The sequence below is a fragment of the Allobosea sp. LjRoot9 genome, from assembly GCF_964252745.1.
Taxonomy (GTDB): Bacteria; Pseudomonadota; Alphaproteobacteria; order Rhizobiales; family Beijerinckiaceae; genus Allobosea.
The window spans coordinates 95,524-117,683 of the sequence record NZ_CAXUPC020000009.1; the positions used below are offsets into that span (position 1 = coordinate 95,524).

A 22,160-nucleotide genomic window follows, 5' to 3' on the forward strand; every position below is an offset into this window, starting at 1 on the left:
CCGCTTTTCTCCGAATCTCGGAAATGCCCTAGCTCTTTGTTTTATCGCATTTTCTCCGCGCAAACGCTTCGCGTTTGTCGCGAGGGAACCGGTGTCCATTTTGCTCGAAAATGCTCTATCCTCCGCGACGCATCCTTCGCGGAGTCCCCATGATCGAGAGCGACTACGACTACATCATCATCGGCGCGGGCTCGGCCGGCGCGGTGCTGGCGGCGCGATTGAGCGAGAATCCGGCAGTCCGCGTGCTGCTGCTCGAAGCGGGGCGCGATTTCCGTACGGCGGAGACGCCGGAACATATCCGCATCCCCAATCCGATGCGGGCGATCGCCGACGACGATTACCGCTGGCCGCAACTGATGGCGCGCCGAACCGAGCGGCAGGAGCCCAAGCTGCTCTGGCGCGGGAGGGCCGTCGGCGGCTCATCGACCATCAACGGGCAGATCGCGATTCGCGGCCTGCCGGATGATTTCGAGCGCTGGGCGGCGCAAGGCTGCACCGGTTGGGGCTGGGCCGATGTCCTGCCCTCTTTCAACCGCCTCGAAACCGATGTGAATTTCGGCGACGCGCCCTGGCATGGCGATAGCGGGCCGATCCCGGTCTATCGCGCGCCCGAGGCGCAATGGGGGCGGGTCGACCGCGCGCTGAAGGAGGCCTCGCTGGCGCTCGGCTATGGCTGGTGCGAGGACCACAACGCACCGGAAGGCACGGGCGCCTCACCCTACGCGATCAACAGCAGCAGCGGCATCCGCGTCTCGACCAATGACGGCTATCTGGAGCCGGCGCGCGAGCGCGCCAACCTGACCATCATCGGCAACGCCCTGGTCTCCCGGCTCAAGGTCGAGGGCAACCGGCCGCATGTCGGCGGCGTCGATGTCCGCGTCGACGGCGAGAGCTTTTCGCCGCGCGCGACCCGCGAGGTCATTCTCTGTGCCGGGGCGATCCATTCGCCCGCCATCCTGCAGCGCTCCGGCATCGGCCCGGCCGCGCTCTCGGCTTCGCTCGGCATCCCGGTCATCGCCGATCTGCCGGTCGGCGAGAACCTGCTCGACCACCCGATCATGCCGCTGTTCCTCCGCCTCAGGGAGACCGCGATGGTCGATACGCCGATGCACCGCCACACCAATTGCTGCCTGCGCTACAGCTCGGGCCTCGGCGGTGCGGGCGAGAACGACATGATCGTGATAGCCGGCAACCTCGCCTCCTTCGGCGGCGGCGACCTTACGCTCGGGCGACTCGCCGTCTCCGTCTACCAGGCCTTCAGCCAAGGCCGCGTCCGCATCACCACGACGGATCCGGGCATCGACCCGCAAGTGGATGAGCGCATGCTGTCAGACGAGCGCGACCTCATCCGCATGCGCGACGGCGTGCGCCGGGTCGAGGCGCTGGCGTCGACAGAGGCGGTGAAGGCGATCGCCTCACGCGTCGAATACGGGCTGTCTGGGCACTCGATCGAGCAGCCATTCGACGCAGCCGAGCTCGACGCCTGGCTGTTCGAGGAATGCTCGGACGCGCAGCACGCCAGCGGCACCTGCCGGATGGGCGCGGCGAGCGATTCCCGCAGCGTCGTCGATCCGCATTGCCGCGTGCTCGGCTGCACGGGCCTGAGGGTGATCGACGCCTCGATCATGCCGGAGGTGGTGCGCGCCAACACGCATCTGAGCACGGTGATGATCGCCGAGAAGATGGCGGCGGAGATCGGCGGCGCCAGAATCTGAAATCTGGCCCTGCGCCGATCGTCGCGTTGACCTCCCCCTCCGGCCTCACGATGATGCCGACCATGACGACCGGCCCAACCTCGGCAGCCCTGGAATTCGACCCTGCTCGGCTTGACGCCTTCCTGCGCTCCGCCCTGCCCGGCCGGATCGGCGGGCCAATGGGCCTGGAGCGGATCAGCGGCGGCCAGTCGAACCCGACCTTCTTCCTGTCCTATGCGGATGCCGGCACGCGGCTGGTGCTGCGCAAGAAGCCGCCGGGGCCATTGCTGCCCTCGGCCCATGCGGTCGAGCGCGAATACCGCATCCTCAAGGCGCTGGCGGGCTCGCATGTCCCCGTCCCGCCGGTGCTGCTGCTGCATGAGCAGGATGATGTCGTCGGCACGCCCTTCTATCTGATGGAGCGGCTGGAGGGCCGCGTCTTCCACGACACCGCCTTGCCCGGCGTTTCCAGCGATGATCGCCGCGCGATGTATTTCGCCATGGCCGAGACGCTGGCCGCGCTGCATGCCTTCGACTGGCAGGCGGCTGGGCTCACCGATTTCGGCAAGCCCGGGAACTATTATGCCCGCCAGCTCAGACGCTGGGGCGGGCAATGGCGCGAAACCAAGACTCGGCCCATCCCGGCGATCGACCGCGCCATCGACTGGCTCAGCGAACATCTCGACGAGAGCGCGGAGACGACGATCGTCCATGGCGATTTCCGGCTCGGCAATCTGATGTTCGCGCTCGACCGACCGCAGATCGTCGCCGTGCTCGACTGGGAGCTCGCGACGCTCGGGCACCCGCTCTCGGACGTCGCCTTCTCCTGCCTGCCCTGGCATTCGACGCCGGCGATGTATGCCGGCATTGTCGGGCTCGACCGCGCGGCGCTCGGCATCCCGACGCAGGCAGAATATCTTGAGCGCTATTGCGCCGCCGCCGGGCGCACTAGTGGGCCCGGGCGCTTCCACCTCGCCTTCTCGCTGTTTCGCTTCGCCGTCATTCTCGACGGCATCGCGGCGCGCGCGAAATCGGGCAATGCGGCGGCGGAGAATGCGGTCGCGGTCGGCGCGATGGCGGAGAGTTTCGCGCTGCGGGCCGACGCCGTGATCAACGACAAGAGCTGAACGAGGACCGCCATGGATTTCGCCTATTCTGACAAGGTCGAGGCCCTGCGGGCAAAGCTCCAGGATTTCATGGATGCCCATGTCCAGCCGGCCGATGCCGCCTGGAAGCATGAGGTCGAGGCCGGGCGCTATCCCATCGCGCTGATCGACGGCTTGAAGGCCAAGGCCAAGGCGGCCGGCCTGTGGAACCTGTTCCTGCCCGCCTTGAAGGCGGACGAGCCAGGCACAAGGCTGAGCAATCTCGAATATGCGCCGCTCGCCGAGATCATGGGGCGGATCTACTGGTCCTCGGAGGTGTTCAACTGCAACGCACCCGACACCGGGAACATGGAAATCCTGCACATGTTCGCAACGCCGGAGCAGCGACAGCGCTGGCTCGTGCCGCTGATGAATGGCGAGATCCGCTCCTGCGTCGGCATTACCGAGCCCGGCGTCGCCTCATCGGACCCGACCAATCTGCAGACCACGATCATCCGCGACGGCGACGACTATGTCATCACCGGCCGGAAATGGTGGACGACCGGGGCGCTGCACCCCAACGTCAAATTCTGCATCGTGATGGGGCTTTCCGATACGCGCCCCGAGGCCGACCCGCATAAGCGCCATTCCATGGTGATCGTGCCGATGGATGCACCCGGCCTCACCGTGATGCGCAACCTGCCGCTGCTGAACCATTTCTCTCCGGAGGGGCACACCGAGACCGATTTTGCCCAAGTCCGCGTGCCCGCCGCCAATATCCTGGGCGAGGAAGGCGCGGGCTTCGCGCTGGCGCAGGCCCGGCTCGGCCCGGGCCGCATCCACCATTGCATGCGCTCGATCGGCCAATGCGAGGTCGCGCTCGAACTGATGATCGAGCGTGCGCTGCAGCGCAAAGCCTTCAGCCGCCAGCTCGCCGATTACGCCAATATCCAGGACTGGATCGCCGAGGGGCGCATGGAGATCGACCAGGCCAGGCTGCTCTGCCTGCGCGCCGCCTGGATGATGGACACTCACGGCAACAAGGCCGCACGTGTCGAGGTCTCGGCCATCAAGGTCGCCGCGACCCGGCTCCAGACCCGGATCGCCGACCGCGCCATGCAGGTCTTCGGCGCCGGCGGGCTCTCCAACGACACGCCGCTCGCCTTCATCTACTCCTGGGGCCGGGCGCTGCGTTTCATCGACGGCCCCGACGAGGTGCATCTGCGCACCATCGCCCGCGCCGAGATCAGGAAGCGCCAGGGCGCCAACCGCTCGACCTTCACCGAGCAAGGGGTCAAGGCGCCCTATCAGAAGCCGGCCGTCTCTTAGAGCCCGTTAGAGCCCTCATCCTGAGGAGCGGGCGTCGCCCGCGTCTCGAAGGATGCTCCAGGAGGCTCCCGAACCATCTGGAACATCCTTCGAGACGCCGCTTACGCGGCTCCTCAGGATGAGGGCTGGAGTTTCCAAATGATCTCGTGGGGCGAGGCTTGCGCCGGCCTGCGCCTTGTCTTATATTTCTGTTATGACAGAAATCACAGACACGAGAGAAGAGCTCCCCGAACCGCTCGAGGCCTTCATCCTGCAATGGGGCGATCTCGGCGGACAGTGGGGCGTCAACCGCTCGATCAGCCAGATCCACGCCTTCCTCTATCTGGCCGAGCGGCCGCTGACTGCCGAGGACATCGCCGAGAGCCTCGACATGGCCCGTTCCAACGTCTCCAACTCGATCAAGGAATTGCTGGGCTGGAACCTGATCCGGCGCGTGCCGATGCGGCAGGACCGGCGCGACCATTTCGAGGCCGAGACCAATGTCTGGGAGATCGCGGCGCGCATCGCGGCTGGCCGCAAGCAGCGCGAGATCGACCCGGCGCTGACGGCGCTGCGCAATTGCGTCGAGAAGGCGGAACACGACCCGAAGGTCACCCCGGTCGCGCGGCAGCGTCTGCACGACATGCTGGAGTTCACCGCCGCGCTCGACCGCTGGTACGGCCAGATGCTGTCGATCCCGCAGGGCAAGCGCGACATGCTGATCCGGCTGGGATCGAAGATCGCCTCCTTCCTCCCCGGAGGAAAGGGCTGAAACGGGCGGCCCTGGAGCGTTTTCGAGCGAAACGGACACCGGTTCGCGTGAAGACAACGCGTTGAAACAAAGAGCTGGAGCAAGCCACGATGTCGGCTCATGCACACAGGCAGACACAAGAGCCCGCCGGACCTGCCACGACACCCGCCCTCACCGATCTGCGCTTCCGCGCCCTGCTGGGCCCCCGGTCATGGAGCGAACTTCCCGCCGACGTCCAGCGCCGCTTCTCCAAGCGCTTGAGCGGCAACGCCGCCGCGACCTATGTCGGGCGTATCACCGAGCTGCGCATGAACCGGGCCGGCCGCATCCTGTCGCAGGTGCTGCGCCTGATCGGCGCGCCCTTGCCGATCTGCTTGGATACGGACGTCGCCAGCGTCGTCACCGTGACCGAGGATGCCACGACCGGCGGCCAGGTCTGGACGCGGCTCTACGCCAAGCAGGCCGGCTTTCCTCAGGTCATCCATTCCGCCAAGCGCTTCTCGGGCCCGACCGGGCTGGAGGAGTATATCGGCTTCGGCGTCGCGATGGCGCTGACGCTCCATGTCGAAGGCGGGACGCTGCTGTTCCGCAGCGCCGGCTACAACCTCCAGCTCGGTCGCTTCCGGCTGCCCTTGCCCGCCTGGCTCTCGCCCGGCGCGCTGACCGTCAGCCATGCCGAGACCGGCCCCGGTGCCTTCGCCTTCACGCTGCATCTCGCCCACCCGCTCTTCGGCGAATTGCTTGATCAGACCGGACATTACCGGGACCAGCAATCATGAGCCGGCCTCCCGGGAGCACTCCGCCGATCTGGCTCTATGACGGCGTCTGCGTGCTCTGCTCGGGTGGGGTGCGCTACGCTTTGCAGCATGAGCGCGACCAGGCGATGCGCTTCGTCGCGATCCAGTCGCGCGAAGGGCGCGAACTGGCGCTGGCTCACGGTATCGATCCCGACGCCCCCGAAAGCTTCCTGTTCATCGAGAACGGCGTCGCCTTGCCGAAATCCGACGGCGTGCTCGCCTTGATCAGGCATCTCGGCGGGCCGGCGCGATTGTTGCTGGCCGGGCAATTCCTGCCGCGCGCCCTCCGCGACTGGCTCTATGACCGCGTCGCGCGCAATCGTTATCGCCTGTTCGGCCGGAAAGCCTCCTGCGAGATGCCCGATCCGGCCCAACGCCACCGCTTCAGCCTGCCCGAGGCATCATGACGACCAAAGGCGTGCTGCTGATCGGCGGAACCGGCGTCTTCGGGCAAAGGCTCGCCCGGCATATCGCGGGCATGGACGGGCTCGACCTCACCATCACTTCGCGCAACGAAGCCAAGGCGCGCGCGCTCGCCGACAGCATCACGACCGCTGCGACGACGACCATCAGGGGCATCGGCCTTGATCACCGGCGCGATCTCGCCGCGGCTTTGGCTAAACTCTCGCCCTGGCTGGTCATCGACGCCTCCGGGCCGTTCCAGGGAGCGAGCTATGACGTTCCGCGCGCCGCGCTGACGGCCGGTGCCCATGTCGTCGATCTCGCCGATGCGCGCGACTACATCCTCGGTTTCGGCCCGGCGCTGGACGGCCTCGCTTGCAAGCGCGGGCTCGTCGCGCTCGCGGGTGCGAGCTCGACGCCAGCCTTGTCCTGCGCTGCCGTGGCGGCGTTGACCGAAGGTTGGCGGCGCATCGACACGCTCGACATCACGATCACGCCCGGCGGGCGCAGCGAGGTCGGCGAGGCGGTCATCGCCGCGATCCTGAGCTATGCCGGCAGGCCGATCCCGATCTGGCGCGAAGGCGAGCTCCAGGAGACCCATGGCTGGGTCGATGGGCGGCGGCTGGCGATGCCGGGCCTCGGCTCGCGACGGGTTGCGGCCGTCGAGACGGTCGATGCGCAATGGCTGGGCCTGAGGCTCGCTGTGCGCTCGCGCGTCGCCTTCCAGGCCGGTCTCGAATCGCCGATCGAGCAGTTCGGCATCGGCATGCTGGCGCGGTTGCGCAGGCGCGGCTGGCTCGGCGAACTGAAGCCATGGATCCCCGCCTTGCTGGCGGGGCGCAAGCTGACGCGGCTGCCGACCTCCGATCGTGGCGGCATGCTGGTCGAGGCGACGGGGCTCGATGCGAACGGCGAATTGCGGACGGCGCGCTGGTCTCTGCTGGCCGAGCAAGGCGATGGGCCGCATGTCCCGACGCTACCGGCGGCGGCCGCCTTGCGCGCCTTGCTCGGGGGGCAGATCGTACCCGGAGCGCGGCCGGCGGCCGGTGCGCTGACGCTCACCGCCATCGAGGCCGAAATGACGCCCTATGCGATCAGCACGCATAGCGAGACGACAAGTCACGGCGAGGCGGTCTTCGAGACCGCTCTCGGCAAGGCCGCCTTTGCGGCGCTGGCCGCGCCACTCAAAACCTTGCATGGCAAGAACGGCCCGCCGGTCTGGCATGGGCGTTCCGAGATCGAGACCGGCAACGGCTTCATCGCCCGGCTGCTGCGCAAGATCATCGGCCTGCCGCCTGCCGGCCGCGACATCCCGCTCACCTTCTCCATCGAGCGCATCGCCTCCCCCTCCGGCCCTGCCGAGATCTGGACGCGAAACTTCGGCGGGGTACGGTTCTCATCGCGGCTCTCGACGGATGCCAAGGGCGAACTCTGGGAGACGTTCGGGCCCCTCTCCTTCAGGCTCGGCCTTGCCGCGCGCGACGATGGGCTCGAACTTCCGGTGACGACGATGCGGTGCCTGGGCCTGCCCTCATTCCTGCAGCCGAAGTCACAAGCGCGGGAATATGCCGACACTCAGGGGCGCTTCCACTTCGACGTGAAGCTGACGCTGCCCTTCATCGGCCTGCTGACGCATTACAAGGGCTGGCTGCTGCCCGCAGACGGCGCAGACGAGCCCCGTCTGGAGGCGGTGCGCGCCACATCACATTCGGTGGGCTGAAAAGCGGAGCCCCGCTCCTACTCCGCCGGAGCCGGATGGGCGTGTGCGGCCGCCTCTCCCAGCTTCTTCTTGCGCGAGAACAGCCAGTCGAGCCCGTTCGAGAGCCGCTCCATGTAGAGGAACAGCACCGGGGTGATGAACAGCGTCAGCACCTGCGAGATCATCAACCCGCCGACCACGGCGATGCCCAGCGGCTGGCGCAGCTCCGCGCTGGCGCCGGCGCCGAGCGCGATCGGCAGCGTGCCCATCAAGGCCGCGAGCGTCGTCATCAGGATCGGCCGGAACCGCATCACGCAGGCCTGGTGGATCGCCTCCTGCGGCGTCTTGCCCTCGCGTTTCAGCACGAGCGCGACGTCGATCATCATGATCGCGTTCTTCTTGACGATGCCGATCAGCATCAGGAGCCCGATGATGGCGATGACCGAGAGATCGAGCCCGAAGAGCCTGAGCGCGCCCAGCGCCCCGATCGCGGCCGAGGGCAACCCGGTCAGGATCGTCAGCGGGTGGATGAAGCTCTCATAGAGGATGCCGAGCACGATATAGATCGTCAGGATCGCGCCCGCGATCAGCAGGCCCTGATTGGCGAGCGAATCCTGGAAGGTCTTGGCTGTGCCGGCCAATGTCGTCGAGAGCGATTTCGGCAGGTTGATCTCGGCCTTCAGCGCCTCGATCTTGGTGACGCTGTCGCCGAGCGCGACGCCCGCCGGCAGGTTGTAGGAGATCGTCACGGCCGGGAGCTGGCCGAGCTGGTTGACGGTGAGCAGGCCCGTCGTGCGTTCGACACGCGCGAAGGCGCTGAGCGGCACCAGATTGCCATTGCTGGCGCGGATACGGATCTGGTCGAGCTTGTCGGCCGACCAGCCGCCCTTTGGATCGAACTCGACGATGACCTGATAGCTGTCGCCGGTGGTGTAGATGGTCGAGACCTGACGCACGCCGAAGCCGGAATAGAGCGTCGAGCGCAGGATGTCGGAGCCGATCTTGAGCTGGTTGGCCTTGTCGCGGTCGATCACCAGCGTCGCTTCCGCCGCGCTGTTCTGCAGATCGGTGGTGACGTCGATGAAGGTCGCGGGGTCACGGGCCATCGCGTCGGCGAGCTTCACCGACCATTCGTTCATCAGGCCCTGGTCGAGCCCCTGCACGACGAGCTGATACTGGCTCTTGGAGGCGCGTGCGCCGATGTTGAGGTTCTGGACCGGCGTCATATAGGCGGTGATGCCGGCGATCGGCGCGAGATCGCGACGCAGGCCGGCAAGCACCGCCTGCAGCGGCGGCCGCTCGTTCTGCGGCTTCAGCTCGACGAAGAGACGGCCGGCATTGAGGGCGCCGGCGCTGCCGCTGCTGCCGCCGACCGTGGAAGCGACATGGGCGACATAGGGTGAATGGCGGAAGACGTCAGCGACCTGCCCCTGCAACTCCTTCATGGCCGGGAAGGAAACGTCCTGGCGCGCCTCGGTCGAGACCTGGAGCTGGCCGATATCCTCCTGGGGAAAGAAGCCCTTGGGCGCGGTCTGAAGCAGCCAGACGCTGAGAGCCAGCGTGCCGAAGAAGGCCAGCAGCATCACCGGCTGGAAGCGCAGGCACAGCGTCAGCGCCCGGTCATAGCCACGCAGGATGCCGTCGAACCCGGCCTCGAGCACGCGTCCGAAGGCGTTTTCCTTATGGTGCTCCGAATAGCCGCTCAGCAGGCGCGAGCACAGCATCGGCGTCAGCGTCAGCGAGACGAAGGCCGAGGCCAGGATCGAAACCGTCACGACCACGGCGAATTCGTTGAAGATGCGGCCGATGACGCCGCCCATCAGCAGAACCGGGATGAAGACCGCGACCAGCGAGAGCGAGATCGAGATGATGGTGAAGCCGATCTCGCCCGCGCCCTTGAGCGCCGCCTCATAGGCCGGGATCCCGTCCTCCTCCATATGGCGGACGATGTTCTCCAGCATCACGATGGCGTCGTCGACGACGAGGCCGACGGAGAGCGTCAGGCCGAGCAGCGAGATGTTGTCGATCGAGAAGCCGAAGGCATACATCGCCGCAAGCGTCGCGATGATCGAGATCGGCACCGCCACGGCAGGGATGAAGGTCGCGGCGAGGCGGCGCAGGAAGGCGAAGATCACCATCACCACGAGGCCGATCGTCAGCAGCAAGGTGAACTGGACGTCGTCCACGGCCATGCGGATCGAGACCGAGCGGTCGTTCAGCAGGGACAGCGAAGCCGCAGCCGGCAGCTGCTCCGAAAAGGCCGGCAGCATCGCCTTGACCTTGTCGACGACCTCGACGGTGTTGGCGTCAGGCTGGCGCTGCACGGCGAGAACCACCGCGGGCATGCCGTCATAAGCGCTCGATGTCAGCGAATTCTCGACGGAGTCGATGACCTTGGCGACATCGCCCAGGCGCACCGGCTTGCCGTTGCGGGTCGCGATGATGACGTTGGCGAACTGCGCGGCGTCGGCGAGCTGGGTGCGGGCCTGGATGGTGAGCTGCTGGCTGGTGTTCTGCAGCGTGCCGACCGGCGTGTTGGCGTTGGTCGCGGTGATCGCCGCCTGCAGATCGTCGACGCCGATGCCGCGCGCGGCCAGCGCGATCGGATCGATCTGGATGCGGACTGCGTATTTCTGGCTGCCGAAGATCAGAACCTGCGCAACGCCGTCGACCGTCGAGAGCGCCGGCGAGATGACCTGCTGGGCGAAGGCATCGAGCTGCGAGAGCGGCACGACATCGCTCTTCAGCGCCAGCAGGATGATCGGCGCATCGGCCGGGTTCACCTTGCGATAGCTCGGCGGCGTCGTCATCTCGAGCGGAAGCTGCTTCTGGGCGCGGGTGATGGCGGCCTGCACGTCGGCGGCGGCCGCGTCGATATTGCGGTTCAGCACGAACTGGATCGCGATCGAGGTCGACCCCTGGGCGTTCGTCGTCGCGATCGAATCGATGCCGGCGATGGTGGCGAACTGCTTGACGAGCGGCGTCGCGACCGAGGTCGCCATGGTGTCGGGCGAGGCGCCGGGCAATTGCGCGGAGACGTTCACGACCGGGAATTCCGCCCGCGGCAGGGCCGCCACCGGCAGGAAGCGATAGGCAAACAGTCCCGCCAGCACGAGCGAGGCCGACATCAGGATCGTCGCCACCGGGTGGCGGATGCAGAAGCCGGAGATGTTCACGACTTGGCTCCCTGCGCGATGGGCGTGCCCTGCGAGGCCGGATCGGCCGGCGCGCTGTCCTTGGCGGCGCGCTCACGGATGCGCACGCCCGTCTTGAGCCGCATCTGGCCGTCGGTGACGACGCGCTCGCCGGGCTCGAGGCCCTCGCTCAGCGCCGTACGGTCGCCATCGCTCAGCGCCACCTTGATCTGGCGCAGCTCGGCCGTCTGGTCGGCCTTGGCGACATAGACATAGGCGCCCTTCTGGCCGGTCTGGACGGCGACGGTGGGGACGACCGTCGTGCCCATCAGGGTGTCGGCGGCGATCTCGACATCGACATACTGGCCGGGCCAGAGCGCGAGGTCGTCATTGCTGAAGGAGCCCTTGGCCGTGATCGTGCCCGAGGTCATGTCGACAGTGGAATCGACGAAGTTCAGGGTTCCCTGAGCGGGCGGCTTGCCGGAATCGGGCACGCTCGCCGTCACGGGAATGGCGCGGCCGGAGCCGAGCGCCCGCTGCAGCACCGACAGGTCGCGCTCGGGCAAGGTGAAGGTGACCCGCAGCGGCTTCATCTGGGTCAAGGTGACGAGGCCCAGGCCGGTGCTGTTGGCGCCGACGAGATTGCCCGGCGTGACCTGGACCGCGCCGGCCCGGCCGTCGATCGGCGCCAGGATGCGGGTGTAGCCGAGCTTGAGCTTGTCGGCGTCGAGCGTCGCCTTGTCGGAGAGGATGGTCGCGGCGGCCGAGCGCTCATCGGCCGTCGCCTGGTCGACCGATTGCTGCGTGCCGGCATTCTTGAGCAGCAGTTGCTGGTAGCGCGCGAGGTCGGCCTCGGTGCGCTTATGGACCGCCTGATCGCGGGCGATCGCCGCCTCGTCCTTCTCGATCTGCGCCTTGAGGTCGCGGTCGTCGAGGGTGAAGAGCAGGTCGCCGGCCTTGACGAACTGGCCGTCGACGACGTGCTGCTCCATGAGCTGGCTGTCGAGCCGCGACTTCACCACGACGCTGGCCGGTGTCTCGACGAAGCCGATGGCGCGCTTGCGCACGGGCATATTGGCCCGCTCGGCCAGCGCCGTCACCACGGCGACAGGAGCGCCCTCGCCGCTGCGCCCGGCACGGGCCGAACGCGCACCGTCACCGGGATCGACGGCGCCGCGAGACGTCGTGAACCAGGCGCCGGTCGAAACCGCGACCGTGGCCAGGAGAGCAATCGAGAAAAGGGTCTTGCGCTGCATCGGTGAGTGGCTCCGGGGGATCAAGCGGCGCTGTCGGCGAGATTCGCCGCAAGCTGTGTCAGGCGTTCTTGTTTGTGCAGGCGGATGCGTTCGCGCACCGCGGCAAGCGTCTCCAGCGTCGTGATGATCGCCGCCTCCTCGACGCCATCCAGCACTTCGCCGGCGATCTCGCCGCGCACCGTGTCGAGATCATCGACCAGCGCGCGTCCATCGGGCGTCAGATGCAGGAGATAGGCGCGTCGATCGTTCGGGTCTGGGCGGCGTTCGACCAATTTCTGCTGCTCCAGCCGGTCGAGCAGCCGACCCACCGAGATCGGCTGGACGTCGAGCTGCTCGGCCAGGGCGGCCTGGTTGAGGCCTTCCTGGCGGCGCAGGCGCCCGAGCACGCCCCATTGTGCGCGGGTCGTGCCATGCTGATGAGCGCGCTGGTCGACATAGGCCCGCAGGAGCCGCGCGGTCTCGACCAATTGGAAGGTCAATTCACGCTTCAGGGGGCGCTTCATCTGCCGTGCCTCATATCATAAGCCTGCTTATGATATGAGCGGCGATTGCGGCGATTTCTGGATCGCCTTCGCAGTTGCACAATTTCCCGAACGCAATCTGGCGTTGGCTGCCGGAGGGCGCCTCAGTCGCGCTTTTTGCGCGTTTCAGGCCTTCGCTTCCTGCTCCATCGAGGCGCCGCGCAGGCCGCCGGGAATGCAGAGTTTTGGGTAGAGCCGTGTCATTTCGATGATCAGGAATTTCACCGGCACGTCGAAGAAGGCGCCGTGATCGGCGATGTAGGCCATGAATTCGCGGCCCTGCCCGTCGAAACTCTGGAGCAGCGCGTCATGCCGGCCGTCGAAAAACAGTGGCGCGACGCCGAGCTTCGCGCACAGGCTCGCATTGAAGGTCGGCGAGGCTTTCAGCCAGCGGCCACCGAGAAAAACCTCGGTATAGCCGTGATAGGCGAAGATATTCGTGCCGACAGCCTCCAGCAGGCGCGGCGTGGCGAGATGATTCATGACATCGGCGAGGCCGATCCGCGCCGGGATGCCGAGCGCGCGGCACAGCGCGGCATAGAGCGAAGCCTTGCCGACGCAATAGCCCGTGCCGGCCGCGAGCACGGCGCTGGCGCGATAGCTGCCGGGGTCGAGATAGTCGCGATAGGGATCGTAGCGGATCTCGTCCCGCACCGCAGCATAGAGCAGCCGCGCCTGGGCTGCCGGCTCGGCGACCCCCACTGTGAGACCCTGCGCCTGCGCGATCACATTCGGGTGATCGCTGTCGATGAATTCGGCCGGGCTCGTGAAGAGCACGCGGTGGCTGTCCTGCATCGCTTTCATGCCCCGCGCCGGAGGTGACGCGCGAAGCTTAGCACCACGGAGGCAGCCCCGCGATGGCAACGCGTCGCAGGCCTCTACACGGCGCTCAGGCCACCAGGACTACCGCATTTGGCCCGGCAGCCTCCATCCTGAGGCCTGGAGTGAAGCCAATGATTTCAATGGCCCTGCCTTGATCACTACGCGCTGTCATCCTGGGCGAAGCGAAGCTTCGTCCCGGGATCCATCGTAGAGCTCCGGAGCCCTCCGATGGATCCCGGAGCTGCGCCGCTTGCGCGGCTTGTCCAGGATGACGGTGCGGGTGATGGCGAGCGATCAAAAATCCAAATCCGATGCCCGCGCTCAGGCCACGGCCGCGACCGGCGCCTGATTGCCGTCGTCGCGTGCCTCGAGCGCTGCCATCGCCGCCATGACGCCGCCGCTGCGATGCGGCACGCCGGCTGCCGCCAGCCCCATCTCGACGCCCGACAGCGCGCCCAGCAGCATGAGTTCGTTGCATTCGCCGAGATGGCCGATGCGGAAGACCTTGTCCGCGACCTTGCCGAGCCCGGAGCCGAGCGAGATGTTGTACTTCTCCAGCGTGATCTTGCGGTAGCGGTCAGCGCTGTGGCTCGGTGGCATCATCACGGCGGTCAGCACCGGCGACTGCTCGGCCGGGTTCTCGCAGAGCACCTCCAGCCCCCAGGCCTTGACGGCGGCGCGCGTCGCGGCGGCGAGGCGCTGATGCCGAGAGAAGACAGTGTCCAGCCCCTCCTCCTGCAGCATCGCGAGCGCCTCGCGCAGGCCATAGAGCAGGTTCGTCGCCGGAGTGTAGGGGAAGAAGCCGCTGGCGTTGATCTTCACCATCTCCTGCCAGTCCCAATAGGAGCGCGGCAGCGTGTTGGTTTTTGAAGCCGCCATCGCCTTCTCGGAGACCGCGTTGAAGCTCAAGCCCGGCGGCAGCATCAGCCCCTTCTGCGAGCCGGAGACGGTGACGTCGACCTGCCATTCGTCATGGCGGTAATCGACCGAGGCGAGCGAGGAGATGGTGTCGACCATGAACAAGGCCGGGTGACCGGCAGCGTCGATCGCCTTGCGGATCTCGCCAATCCGGCTCGTCGAGCCGGTCGAGGTCTCGTTATGGACGACCATCACGGCCTTGATGGTGCGCGCCTTGTCCGCGACGAGCCTCGCCTCGATCGCCGCCGGATCGGCCCCGCTGCGCCAATCGCCCGGAATGAAATCGACATTGATGCCGAAACGCGCCGCGATCTGGCGCCAGAGCGTGGCGAAATGACCGGTTTCCGCCATCAGCACGGTATCGCCTGATGAAAGCGTGTTGACGATCGCCGCCTCCCAGGCGCCGGTGCCCGAGGACGGGTAGATCACCACCGGCTGCTCGGTCTTGAAGACGGCCTTGCAGCCCTCCAGCACCGTCTTGCCGAGCCTGGCGAATTCGGCGCTGCGATGGTCGATGATCGGCATGTCCATGGCGCGCAGGACACGATCGGGGATCGGGCTCGGCCCCGGAATATGCAGGAAATGTCGACCCTGCTGCGTTGCCATGGCGTGTCCTCCTCGGTGCGCGTTCTTGGTGCGCGTTTCGACTGCGCGTTCTCCATAGTCGATTTTTTGCATTCATTTTTTGAGAATGCAATCGCCTATTGGAACTCAAACCAGGCGCCGCTCATCTCGACAGCCGACCAAGCTTCGCGTACCCATTAGCCATGACAAGTACAATTCCGGACCTGGAAATCATGGAGATTCCGGCAACCGAACTGCGCGACACGCCCACCGCCGAGGCGCCGCGGGCGGCGGTCTCGCTGCATGACGGGCTAGTGGCGGCGCTGCGCGACTACATCGTCGAAGGCAACCTCGCGGATGGTGCGCGCATTCCCGAACGCCTGCTCTGCGACCGCTTCGGCATCTCGCGCACGCCCTTGCGCGAGGCACTGAAAGTGCTCGCCGCCGAAGGGCTGATCGACCTGCTGCCCAACCGCGGCGCACGTGTGCGCGAGTTGAGCGCTGAGGATCTGCGCGAGCTCTTCGACGTGATGGGCGGGCTGGAGGCATTGGCCGGACGCCTGGCCTGCGAGCGCATTTCGGACGCGGAAGTGGGCGAAATCGAGCAAACACACCATGAAATGTATCGTTTCTACCTGCGCCGCGAGATGCATGGCTACTTCCAGTGCAACCAGGCGATCCATCGCATGATCGTCGAGGCGGCTGGCAATGCGACGCTGAGCGCGACCTATGCCAGCTTCGCCGGGCGCATCCGCCGCGTGCGCTATTCGGCCAACCTCGCCAAGGAGCGCGATCGCTGGGGCGAGGCGATGCGGGAGCATGAGGCGATCCTGGACGCGCTGCGCCGGCGCGCCGGCAGCGAACTCAGCGACATCCTGTTCCTGCACCTGCGCAACAAGCGCAAGGCGGCGCAATCGCAGCTCGCCACCGACCCGGCGGACGCCTGAGCCAACCGCACCGTCATCCCGGGTGCAGCCCCCGGGTCCTGCTTTCGGCCGGCCCAAGGATAAACTCCGCGGAGATCCGGAATGACAGCTGAGGCCGCGGCGCCAGATATCGTGCTCATATCTGTCGATATCAATTTTCAGATTGAATGCAGATTTTTTTGGTTCTAGGCTCCCCTCACGACGCCGTCAGAGCGCGACTTAAGGGAGGTTGAGGATCATGAAGCAGCATTGGCTCGCCGTATCCGCGTTGTTTGCCGGCGTCGCGCCCGCAGCCGCCTGGGAGCCGACCAAGGCGATCGAGATCGTCGTGCCCTTCTCGGCCGGCGGCGCCTCCGACCAGATGGCCCGCACGATCCAGGGCATCATCCAGAAGAACCAGCTCACCACCCAGCCGATCATCGTCGTCAACAAGCCGGCCGCCGGCGGCGCCGAGGGCATGCTCGACATCCAGAAATCGGCCGGCGACCCGCACAAGCTGATCACCACCTCGAGCGGCATCTTCATGACGCCGATGGCGACCAAGCTGCCGCTGAACTGGCAGGACTACACGCCGGTCGCGATGATGGCGCAGGATTCCTTCCTGCTCTGGGTCAATGCGAAATCCCCCTACAAGACCGCGACCGATTTCATGGCGGCGGCCAAGGCGGCGCCCGAGCCGCTCAAGATCGGCGGCACCTCGTCCAAGCGCGAAGACAATTTGCTCGTCTTCGGCATGGAGAAGACCGGCGGCGTCAAATTCGCCTATATTCCCTATACCAGCGGCGGCCAGGCCTCGACCCAGCTTTCGGGCAACCATGTCGACGCCAACACCAACAACCCGGCCGAGGATCTGGCGAACTGGCGCGGTGGCGCGACGCGGCCGCTCTGCGTCTTCGCCGAACAGAAGATGGCCTATAGCGAGAAGGTCGCGGACGGCCTGTCCTGGGCCGACATCCCGACCTGCGCCTCGCAGGGGCTGAATGTCAGCTACCAGATGCTGCGCGGCATGTTCATGCCCGGCAAGGTGACGAAGGAGCAGCAGGCCTTCTATGTCGAGCTGTTCAAGAAGGTCTCGCAGAACGCGGAATGGAAGGAGTATCTGGCGCGCAACGCACTCGTTCCCGATTATCGCGACGGCGACGCCTTCGTGCAGTTCCTCAAGCTCGACGAGGGCAAGCACGCCAAGCTGATGAGCGATGCCGGCTTCATGGCCAAGTGAGGCCTGTGATGTCCGGCGCTCCCGACAGCCAAGTCTCGCACAGCCATGCCCAGCACAGCCAAGCCCCACGCGGCCTCTCCCGCCGCCCGGTCGAGATCACCACGGCGCTCCTCCTGATCGCGCTCGGCCTGCTCGTGCTCTACGATTCCTATGGCCGCGGCGCGGGCTGGGACAATGGTCCGCAGAACGGCTTCTTCCCGGCGCGTGTCGGCTGGATCTTCCTGGCCGCCTCGCTCTTCATCCTGGTGCAGTCCTTCCGCGCCGAGAACCGCGTCTTCGTCACCTATGAGCAGCTCGGCCAGGTCGCGCGGGTGTTCGCACCCCTAGTGCTGTTCGTGGCGCTGATCCAGCCGCTCGGCCTCTATGTCGCCGCGGGCATCTTCATCCTCGTCTTCATGAGCATCGTCGCGACCTCGCGCTGGTGGGCGATCGTGCTGACGGCGATCCTCGTGCCGCTCGCCTGCTTCTGGGTGTTCGAGCTGCAGTTTCGCGTGCCGCTGCCGAAAGGCCCGTTAGAGGCCATGCTCGGCTATTGAAGATCGGCTACTGAGGATAAGCGATGGACGATTTCTCCTCCCTGATGGCCGGCTTCCAGGTCGCACTCTCCTGGCACAATGTCGGCTTCATGGTGATCGGCGTCGTGCTCGGCATCATCGTCGGCGTGCTGCCGGGTCTGGGCGGGCCCAACGGCGTCGCGATCCTGCTGCCGCTGACCTTCGGCATGGATCCGACCTCGGCGATCATCCTGCTCTCCTCGATCTATTGGGGCGCGCTGTTTGGCGGAGCGATCACCTCGATCCTGTTCAATATCCCGGGCGAGGCCTGGTCGGTCGCGACGACCTTCGACGGCTACCCGATGGCGGTGCAGGGCAAGGCCGCGGAGGCGCTGACGGCCGCCTTCACCGCCTCCTTCATCGGCGCGCTCTCGGGCGTGCTCCTGATCACCTTCGTGGCGCCGCTCGTCGCCTCCTTCGCGCTCAGATTCGGGCCGGCCGAGTTCTTCGCCGTGTTCCTTCTGACCTTCTGCTCCTTCATCGGCATGGGTCGCGAGAACCGCGCCAAGATCCTGACCTCGCTCTGCATCGGCTTCCTGCTCGCAGCGGTCGGGCTCGATTCGATCTCGGGCGATCTGCGCATGACCTTCGGGTCGACCGAATTGATGCGCGGCTTCGATTTCCTCGTCGTGGTGATCGGCCTGTTCGGCGTCAGCGAAATCCTGCTGACCGTCGAGGAGGGACTGGTCTTCAAGGGCAAGCAGGCCAAGATCGACCTCAAGGTGGTGCTGCGCACCTGGGCCGGGCTGCCGCGCTATTGGGCGACGCTGCTGCGCTCCGCCATCGTCGGCATGTGGATGGGCGTGACGCCGGGCGGGGCGATCGCCGCTTCCTTCATGGGCTACGGCCTCGCCAAGCGCTTCTCGCGGCAGCCCGACAGCTTCGGCAAGGGCAATATCGAAGGCGTGCTCGCGCCCGAGACCGCGGCCCATGCGGCGGGCACCAGCGCGCTCCTGCCGATGCTGGCGCTCGGCATTCCAGGGTCGGCGACGGCTGCCGTGCTGCTCGGCGGCCTGCTGGTCTGGGGGCTGCAGCCGGGGCCGCTGCTCTTCGTCGAGCAGAAGCAGTTCGTCTGGGGGCTGATCGCTTCGATGTATCTCGGCAATCTCGCCGGGCTTATCATCGTGCTGGCGACCGTGCCGCTGTTCGCGGCGATCATGCGCATCCCGTTTTCCTATGTCGCGCCGGTGATCCTGATCGTCTGCGCCATCGGCGCCTACACGATCTCGAACTCGATCTTCGACATCTGGCTGATGCTGGGCTTCGGCCTGGTCGGTTATGTCTTCAAGAAGCTCGACTATCCGCTCGCGCCCCTCGTATTGGCGCTGGTGCTCGGCGACAGGGCCGAGGACTCGTTCCGCCAGGCCCTGCTCGGCTCGGGCGGCAGCCTCAAGGTCTTCGCCGCCAATGGGCTGGTGACGACGCTGGTCGGGCTGGCGCTGTTCCTGCTGCTCTGGGGGCCGGTCATGGATGGGATCGGCGCCTTGCGGCGGCGCGGGCAGCCAGCCAAGCCGGCCGAGGCGGCGGAATGACACAACGATGAACCAGACCGCCACGACTGCGGCCCATTCCCGCAATCTCGGCCTCGAACGCCGTCTCGCACAGACGCTGGAAGGCGAGGTGCGCTTCGATGCCTTCACGCGCGGGCGCTACGCCACCGACGCCTCGATTTATCAGATCGTCCCGCAGGGTGTGGTCTTCCCGAAATCGGAGACCGATATCGCGGCCGCCCTGACGATCGCCGCCGAGCACGGCGTACCGGTGATCGCGCGCGGCGGCGGCACCTCGCAGAACGGCCAGCCGATCGGCGATGCGCTAATCCTCGACATGAGCCGGCATTTCAACGCGATCCGCGACTATGACCCGGCGGCCGGCACGATCTCGGTCGCGCCCGGCCTCGTGCTGGAGGCGCTCAACGCGCATGTCAGGAAGGACGGGCTGTTCTTCCCGGTGGAGCCCTCGACCGCCAGCCGCTGCACCATCGGCGGGATGACCGGCAACAACTCCTCGGGCGCGCGCTCGCTGCGCTATGGCAAGACGGTCGACAATGTCATCGCCATGAAGGCGCTGTTCCATGACGGCGAGCCTTTCGCGCTGGGCGACGGCTTTGCCGGGGACAACCAGTCGATCAGGGCGCGCGATCTGATGACGCGGATGCTCAAGCTGGCCGACGGGCACCGGGCCGAGATCGAGGCGATCTTCCCCAAGGTGCAGCGCCGGGTCGGCGGCTATAATCTCGACGAGCTCTTGCCCGCCCGGCCGAACCTCTCGCATCTGCTGGTCGGCTCGGAGGGCACGCTCGCCATCACCACCGAAGCGACGCTGAAGCTCTCGCCGCTGCCGGCACATCGCGTCATGGGCGTCTGCCATTTCCCGAGCTTCCGTTCGGCGATGGAGACGACACGCCATATCGTGGCGCTCGGCCCGGTCGCGGTCGAGCTCGTCGACAATAATGTGCTCGTGCTCGGCGCCGACATCCCGCTCTTCGTGCGCACGCTCGCCGACATCACCAGGGGCCAGCCCAACTGCCTGCTGCTGGTCGAATTCGCCGGCGACGATCTCGCTGCGCTCAGGCACGACCTCAAGCGCCTCGACCAGTGCATGGCCGATCACGGCTTTACTGAAGCCGTCGTCGAGGTGGTCGAGCCCTCCAGACAGAAACCGGTCTGGGAGGTGCGCGAGGCTTGCCTCAACATCATGATGTCGATGAAGGGCGACGGGAAGCCGGTCTCCTTCATCGAGGATTGCGCCGTCCCGCTCGAACACCTCGCCGACTACACCGACGCCGTCACCGCGCTGTTCGCGCGGCATGGCACGCGCGGCACCTGGTATGCCCATGCCTCGGTCGGCTGCCTGCATGTCCGCCCGATCCTGAACATGAAGGACGAGGCCGGGGTCAAGGCGATGCGCGGCATCGCCGAGGAGGCCTGCGAATTGGTGCGCAGCTTCAAAGGTTCCTATTCCGGCGAGCATGGCGACGGCATTTCGCGCTCGGAATTCGTCGAGCCGATGTTCGGTGCCCCCCTCACCCGCGCCTTCGAGCAGGTCAAGGACGGCTTCGATCCCGACAACCGCTTGAACCCCGGCAAGATCGTGCGCCCGCTCAGGATGGATGATCGCAGCCTGATGCGCTTCGCGCCCGGCTACGCCACGCCGATCCCGACTGAGACAGCGCTCGATTGGTCCGATTGGGGCGGGCTCGGCGGCGCCGTCGAGATGTGCAACAATAACGGCACCTGCCGGAAGATGACCGGTGGTACGATGTGCCCCTCCTGGCGCGCCACGCAGGACGAGACACATCTGACGCGCGGGCGGGCCAATACGCTCAGGCTCGCCATCTCCGGCCAGCTCGGGCCGGACGCCTTCACCTCGCCGGAGATGAAAGAGACGCTCGATCTCTGCGTCTCCTGCAAGGGCTGCAAGCGCGACTGCCCGACAGGCGTCGACATGGCGCGCATGAAGATCGAGTTCCTGCACCATTATCACCAGCGCCACGGCCTGCCGCTGAAGGAGCGCTTGATCGCCTGGCTGCCGCGCTATGCGCCTTATGCGGCCAAGCTCTCAGCCCTGATGAACCTGCGCGACCGCATTCCGCTGCTGGCGCGGCTGAGCGAGCGCTGGCTCGGCTTCAGCGCACGGCGCTCGCTGCCGGTCTGGCGCAGGCCCTGGGCGCAAGCCGGCCGAACTGCGACGCCGGGCGATGTGAAGGGCGACGGCCGCGACCTCGTGCTCTTCGGCGACAGCTTCAACCGCTATTTCGAGCGCGAGAACCTCGAAGCCGCCGAGCGCGTGCTGGCGGCAGGCGGCTATCGTCTGCACAAGGTCGAGCCTGGGGATGGTGGCCGACCGCTCTGCTGCGGGCGCACCTTCCTCTCGGCCGGGCTCGTCGACGAGGCGCGGGTCGAGGCGAAACGGACGCTCGAAGCGCTCGCCCCCTTCGTCGCCAGGGGCGCGCGCATCGTCGGGCTGGAACCCTCCTGCCTGCTGACTTTCCGCGACGAATTCGGCGCAATTCTGCCCAAGGCCGAGGTCGAGCCGGTGGCGAGCGCCGCCTTCCTGCTGGAGGAGTTGCTTGCCGCCGACCTCAAGGCGGGGACAACCACCCTGCCCCTCAAGGACCAGGCCGGTCGCATCGCGCATCTGCATGGCCACTGCCACCAGAAGGCTTTCGCGGCGATGGGCGCGGTCGAGGCGACCTTGCGCACCATTCCCGGCCTCGATGTCCGCCCGATCGAATCGAGCTGCTGCGGCATGTCGGGCGCCTTCGGCTATGGCGCGGCGACGATCGACGTCTCCTTCGCCATGGGCGAGCTCGCCTTGCTGCCGGCCGTGCGCAAGGCCGGCGCAGGCGATCTCATCGTCGCCGACGGCACGAGTTGCCGCCACCAGATCCATGACGGCGCGGGCCGCGAAGCGATGCATGTCGCGCGCGTGCTCGCCGAGGCCCTGGAGGACAAAGCCGACCAGACCAGCTGATCAACGACCCGGCAAACGGGCGATCCAACGGGAG

17 protein-coding genes are annotated in these 22,160 nt (G+C 66.7%); 12 read left to right on the forward strand and 5 right to left on the reverse strand.

All coding sequences use genetic code 11. The annotated features are described in order from the left end of the window. Positions 1-149 precede the first annotated feature (149 nt). The 7 genes from ACSQ3P_RS25995 (at position 150) to ACSQ3P_RS26025 (ending at position 7,757) form a co-directional block, all read left to right on the forward strand. The gene (locus tag ACSQ3P_RS25995) at positions 150-1,715 is read left to right on the forward strand and encodes a GMC family oxidoreductase (protein ID WP_436168359.1); all 1,566 of its coding nucleotides are present in this window, start codon (positions 150-152) and stop codon (positions 1,713-1,715) included. A 62-nt stretch (positions 1,716-1,777) separates the two neighbouring features. Then, positions 1,778-2,821 carry a phosphotransferase family protein gene (locus ACSQ3P_RS26000; RefSeq protein ID WP_436168360.1) on the forward strand — a complete coding sequence of 348 codons (1,044 nt, stop codon included), beginning with the start codon at positions 1,778-1,780 and terminating at the stop codon, positions 2,819-2,821. 12 nt (positions 2,822-2,833) lie between these two features. Then, positions 2,834-4,108, forward strand: a complete 1,275-nt coding sequence (locus ACSQ3P_RS26005) for an acyl-CoA dehydrogenase family protein (protein WP_436168361.1) — start codon at positions 2,834-2,836, stop codon at positions 4,106-4,108. Between the two features lie 193 nt (positions 4,109-4,301). Further along, on the forward strand, positions 4,302-4,859 hold the full coding sequence (locus ACSQ3P_RS26010) for a GbsR/MarR family transcriptional regulator (RefSeq protein WP_436168362.1): 558 nt from the start codon (positions 4,302-4,304) through the stop codon (positions 4,857-4,859). A gap of 89 nt (positions 4,860-4,948) precedes the next feature. Beyond that, positions 4,949-5,617, forward strand: a complete 669-nt coding sequence (locus ACSQ3P_RS26015) for a DUF4166 domain-containing protein (RefSeq protein WP_436168363.1) — start codon at positions 4,949-4,951, stop codon at positions 5,615-5,617. Further along, positions 5,614-6,042, forward strand: a complete 429-nt coding sequence (locus ACSQ3P_RS26020) for a thiol-disulfide oxidoreductase DCC family protein (protein WP_436168364.1) — start codon at positions 5,614-5,616, stop codon at positions 6,040-6,042. The genes ACSQ3P_RS26015 and ACSQ3P_RS26020 overlap by 4 nt, the downstream gene beginning before the upstream one ends. After that, positions 6,039-7,757, forward strand: coding sequence for a DUF4166 domain-containing protein (locus ACSQ3P_RS26025; RefSeq protein WP_436168365.1), 1,719 nt, complete (start codon positions 6,039-6,041; stop codon positions 7,755-7,757). Before ACSQ3P_RS26020 ends, ACSQ3P_RS26025 begins: the two co-directional genes overlap by 4 nt. 17 nt (positions 7,758-7,774) lie before the next feature. Here the strand turns inward: ACSQ3P_RS26025 and ACSQ3P_RS26030 are convergent, their stop codons facing one another. From ACSQ3P_RS26030 to ACSQ3P_RS26050, 5 genes are all read right to left on the reverse strand, one after another. Beyond that, positions 7,775-10,864, reverse strand: coding sequence for an efflux RND transporter permease subunit (locus tag ACSQ3P_RS26030; RefSeq protein ID WP_436168461.1), 3,090 nt, complete (start codon positions 10,862-10,864; stop codon positions 7,775-7,777). A gap of 44 nt (positions 10,865-10,908) precedes the next feature. Then, complete coding sequence (locus tag ACSQ3P_RS26035) at positions 10,909-12,126, reverse strand: efflux RND transporter periplasmic adaptor subunit (protein WP_436168366.1); 1,218 nt, start codon at positions 12,124-12,126, stop codon at positions 10,909-10,911. A gap of 20 nt (positions 12,127-12,146) precedes the next feature. Further along, entirely contained in the window at positions 12,147-12,629 is a 483-nt protein-coding gene (locus tag ACSQ3P_RS26040) for a MarR family winged helix-turn-helix transcriptional regulator (RefSeq protein ID WP_436168367.1), read from the reverse strand. Positions 12,630-12,773: 144 nt separating this feature from the next. After that, entirely contained in the window at positions 12,774-13,451 is a 678-nt protein-coding gene (locus ACSQ3P_RS26045) for a transglutaminase-like domain-containing protein (protein ID WP_436168368.1), read from the reverse strand. Positions 13,452-13,790: 339 nt separating this feature from the next. Next, the gene (locus ACSQ3P_RS26050) at positions 13,791-14,993 is read right to left on the reverse strand and encodes a pyridoxal-phosphate-dependent aminotransferase family protein (RefSeq protein ID WP_436168369.1); all 1,203 of its coding nucleotides are present in this window, start codon (positions 14,991-14,993) and stop codon (positions 13,791-13,793) included. A gap of 191 nt (positions 14,994-15,184) precedes the next feature. On the opposite strand from ACSQ3P_RS26050, the gene ACSQ3P_RS26055 reads away from it, so the two are divergent. The 5 genes from ACSQ3P_RS26055 to ACSQ3P_RS26075 all read left to right on the forward strand — a co-directional run bounded on the left by ACSQ3P_RS26055 (position 15,185) and on the right by ACSQ3P_RS26075 (position 22,126). Continuing rightward, complete coding sequence (locus ACSQ3P_RS26055; protein ID WP_436168370.1) at positions 15,185-15,898, forward strand: GntR family transcriptional regulator; 714 nt, start codon at positions 15,185-15,187, stop codon at positions 15,896-15,898. Positions 15,899-16,115: 217 nt separating this feature from the next. Next, positions 16,116-17,096 carry a Bug family tripartite tricarboxylate transporter substrate binding protein gene (locus ACSQ3P_RS26060; RefSeq protein WP_436168371.1) on the forward strand — a complete coding sequence of 327 codons (981 nt, stop codon included), beginning with the start codon at positions 16,116-16,118 and terminating at the stop codon, positions 17,094-17,096. Between the two features lie 8 nt (positions 17,097-17,104). Continuing rightward, positions 17,105-17,632: a tripartite tricarboxylate transporter TctB family protein gene (locus ACSQ3P_RS26065; RefSeq protein ID WP_436168372.1), complete on the forward strand. Its 528-nt coding sequence runs from the start codon at positions 17,105-17,107 to the stop codon at positions 17,630-17,632. Between the two features lie 23 nt (positions 17,633-17,655). After that, positions 17,656-19,182, forward strand: coding sequence for a tripartite tricarboxylate transporter permease (locus tag ACSQ3P_RS26070; RefSeq protein ID WP_436168373.1), 1,527 nt, complete (start codon positions 17,656-17,658; stop codon positions 19,180-19,182). A 7-nt stretch (positions 19,183-19,189) separates the two neighbouring features. Further along, a complete protein-coding gene (locus ACSQ3P_RS26075; protein WP_436168374.1) occupies positions 19,190-22,126 on the forward strand; it encodes an FAD-binding and (Fe-S)-binding domain-containing protein in 2,937 nt (978 codons plus the stop codon). Positions 22,127-22,160 lie beyond the last annotated feature (34 nt).

Coding starts and splice junctions, on each gene's coding strand:
- ACSQ3P_RS25995 (WP_436168359.1), top strand. CDS start 150: ATGATCGAGAGCGACTACGACTACATCATCATCGGCGCGGGCTCGGCC.
- ACSQ3P_RS26000 (WP_436168360.1), top strand. CDS start 1,778: ATGACGACCGGCCCAACCTCGGCAGCCCTGGAATTCGACCCTGCTCGG.
- ACSQ3P_RS26005 (WP_436168361.1), top strand. CDS start 2,834: ATGGATTTCGCCTATTCTGACAAGGTCGAGGCCCTGCGGGCAAAGCTC.
- ACSQ3P_RS26010 (WP_436168362.1), top strand. CDS start 4,302: ATGACAGAAATCACAGACACGAGAGAAGAGCTCCCCGAACCGCTCGAG.
- ACSQ3P_RS26015 (WP_436168363.1), top strand. CDS start 4,949: ATGTCGGCTCATGCACACAGGCAGACACAAGAGCCCGCCGGACCTGCC.
- ACSQ3P_RS26020 (WP_436168364.1), top strand. CDS start 5,614: ATGAGCCGGCCTCCCGGGAGCACTCCGCCGATCTGGCTCTATGACGGC.
- ACSQ3P_RS26025 (WP_436168365.1), top strand. CDS start 6,039: ATGACGACCAAAGGCGTGCTGCTGATCGGCGGAACCGGCGTCTTCGGG.
- ACSQ3P_RS26030 (WP_436168461.1), bottom strand. CDS start 10,864: ATGTCGGCCTCGCTCGTGCTGGCGGGACTGTTTGCCTATCGCTTCCTG.
- ACSQ3P_RS26035 (WP_436168366.1), bottom strand. CDS start 12,126: ATGCAGCGCAAGACCCTTTTCTCGATTGCTCTCCTGGCCACGGTCGCG.
- ACSQ3P_RS26040 (WP_436168367.1), bottom strand. CDS start 12,629: ATGAAGCGCCCCCTGAAGCGTGAATTGACCTTCCAATTGGTCGAGACC.
- ACSQ3P_RS26045 (WP_436168368.1), bottom strand. CDS start 13,451: ATGAAAGCGATGCAGGACAGCCACCGCGTGCTCTTCACGAGCCCGGCC.
- ACSQ3P_RS26050 (WP_436168369.1), bottom strand. CDS start 14,993: ATGGCAACGCAGCAGGGTCGACATTTCCTGCATATTCCGGGGCCGAGC.
- ACSQ3P_RS26055 (WP_436168370.1), top strand. CDS start 15,185: ATGGAGATTCCGGCAACCGAACTGCGCGACACGCCCACCGCCGAGGCG.
- ACSQ3P_RS26060 (WP_436168371.1), top strand. CDS start 16,116: ATGAAGCAGCATTGGCTCGCCGTATCCGCGTTGTTTGCCGGCGTCGCG.
- ACSQ3P_RS26065 (WP_436168372.1), top strand. CDS start 17,105: ATGTCCGGCGCTCCCGACAGCCAAGTCTCGCACAGCCATGCCCAGCAC.
- ACSQ3P_RS26070 (WP_436168373.1), top strand. CDS start 17,656: ATGGACGATTTCTCCTCCCTGATGGCCGGCTTCCAGGTCGCACTCTCC.
- ACSQ3P_RS26075 (WP_436168374.1), top strand. CDS start 19,190: ATGAACCAGACCGCCACGACTGCGGCCCATTCCCGCAATCTCGGCCTC.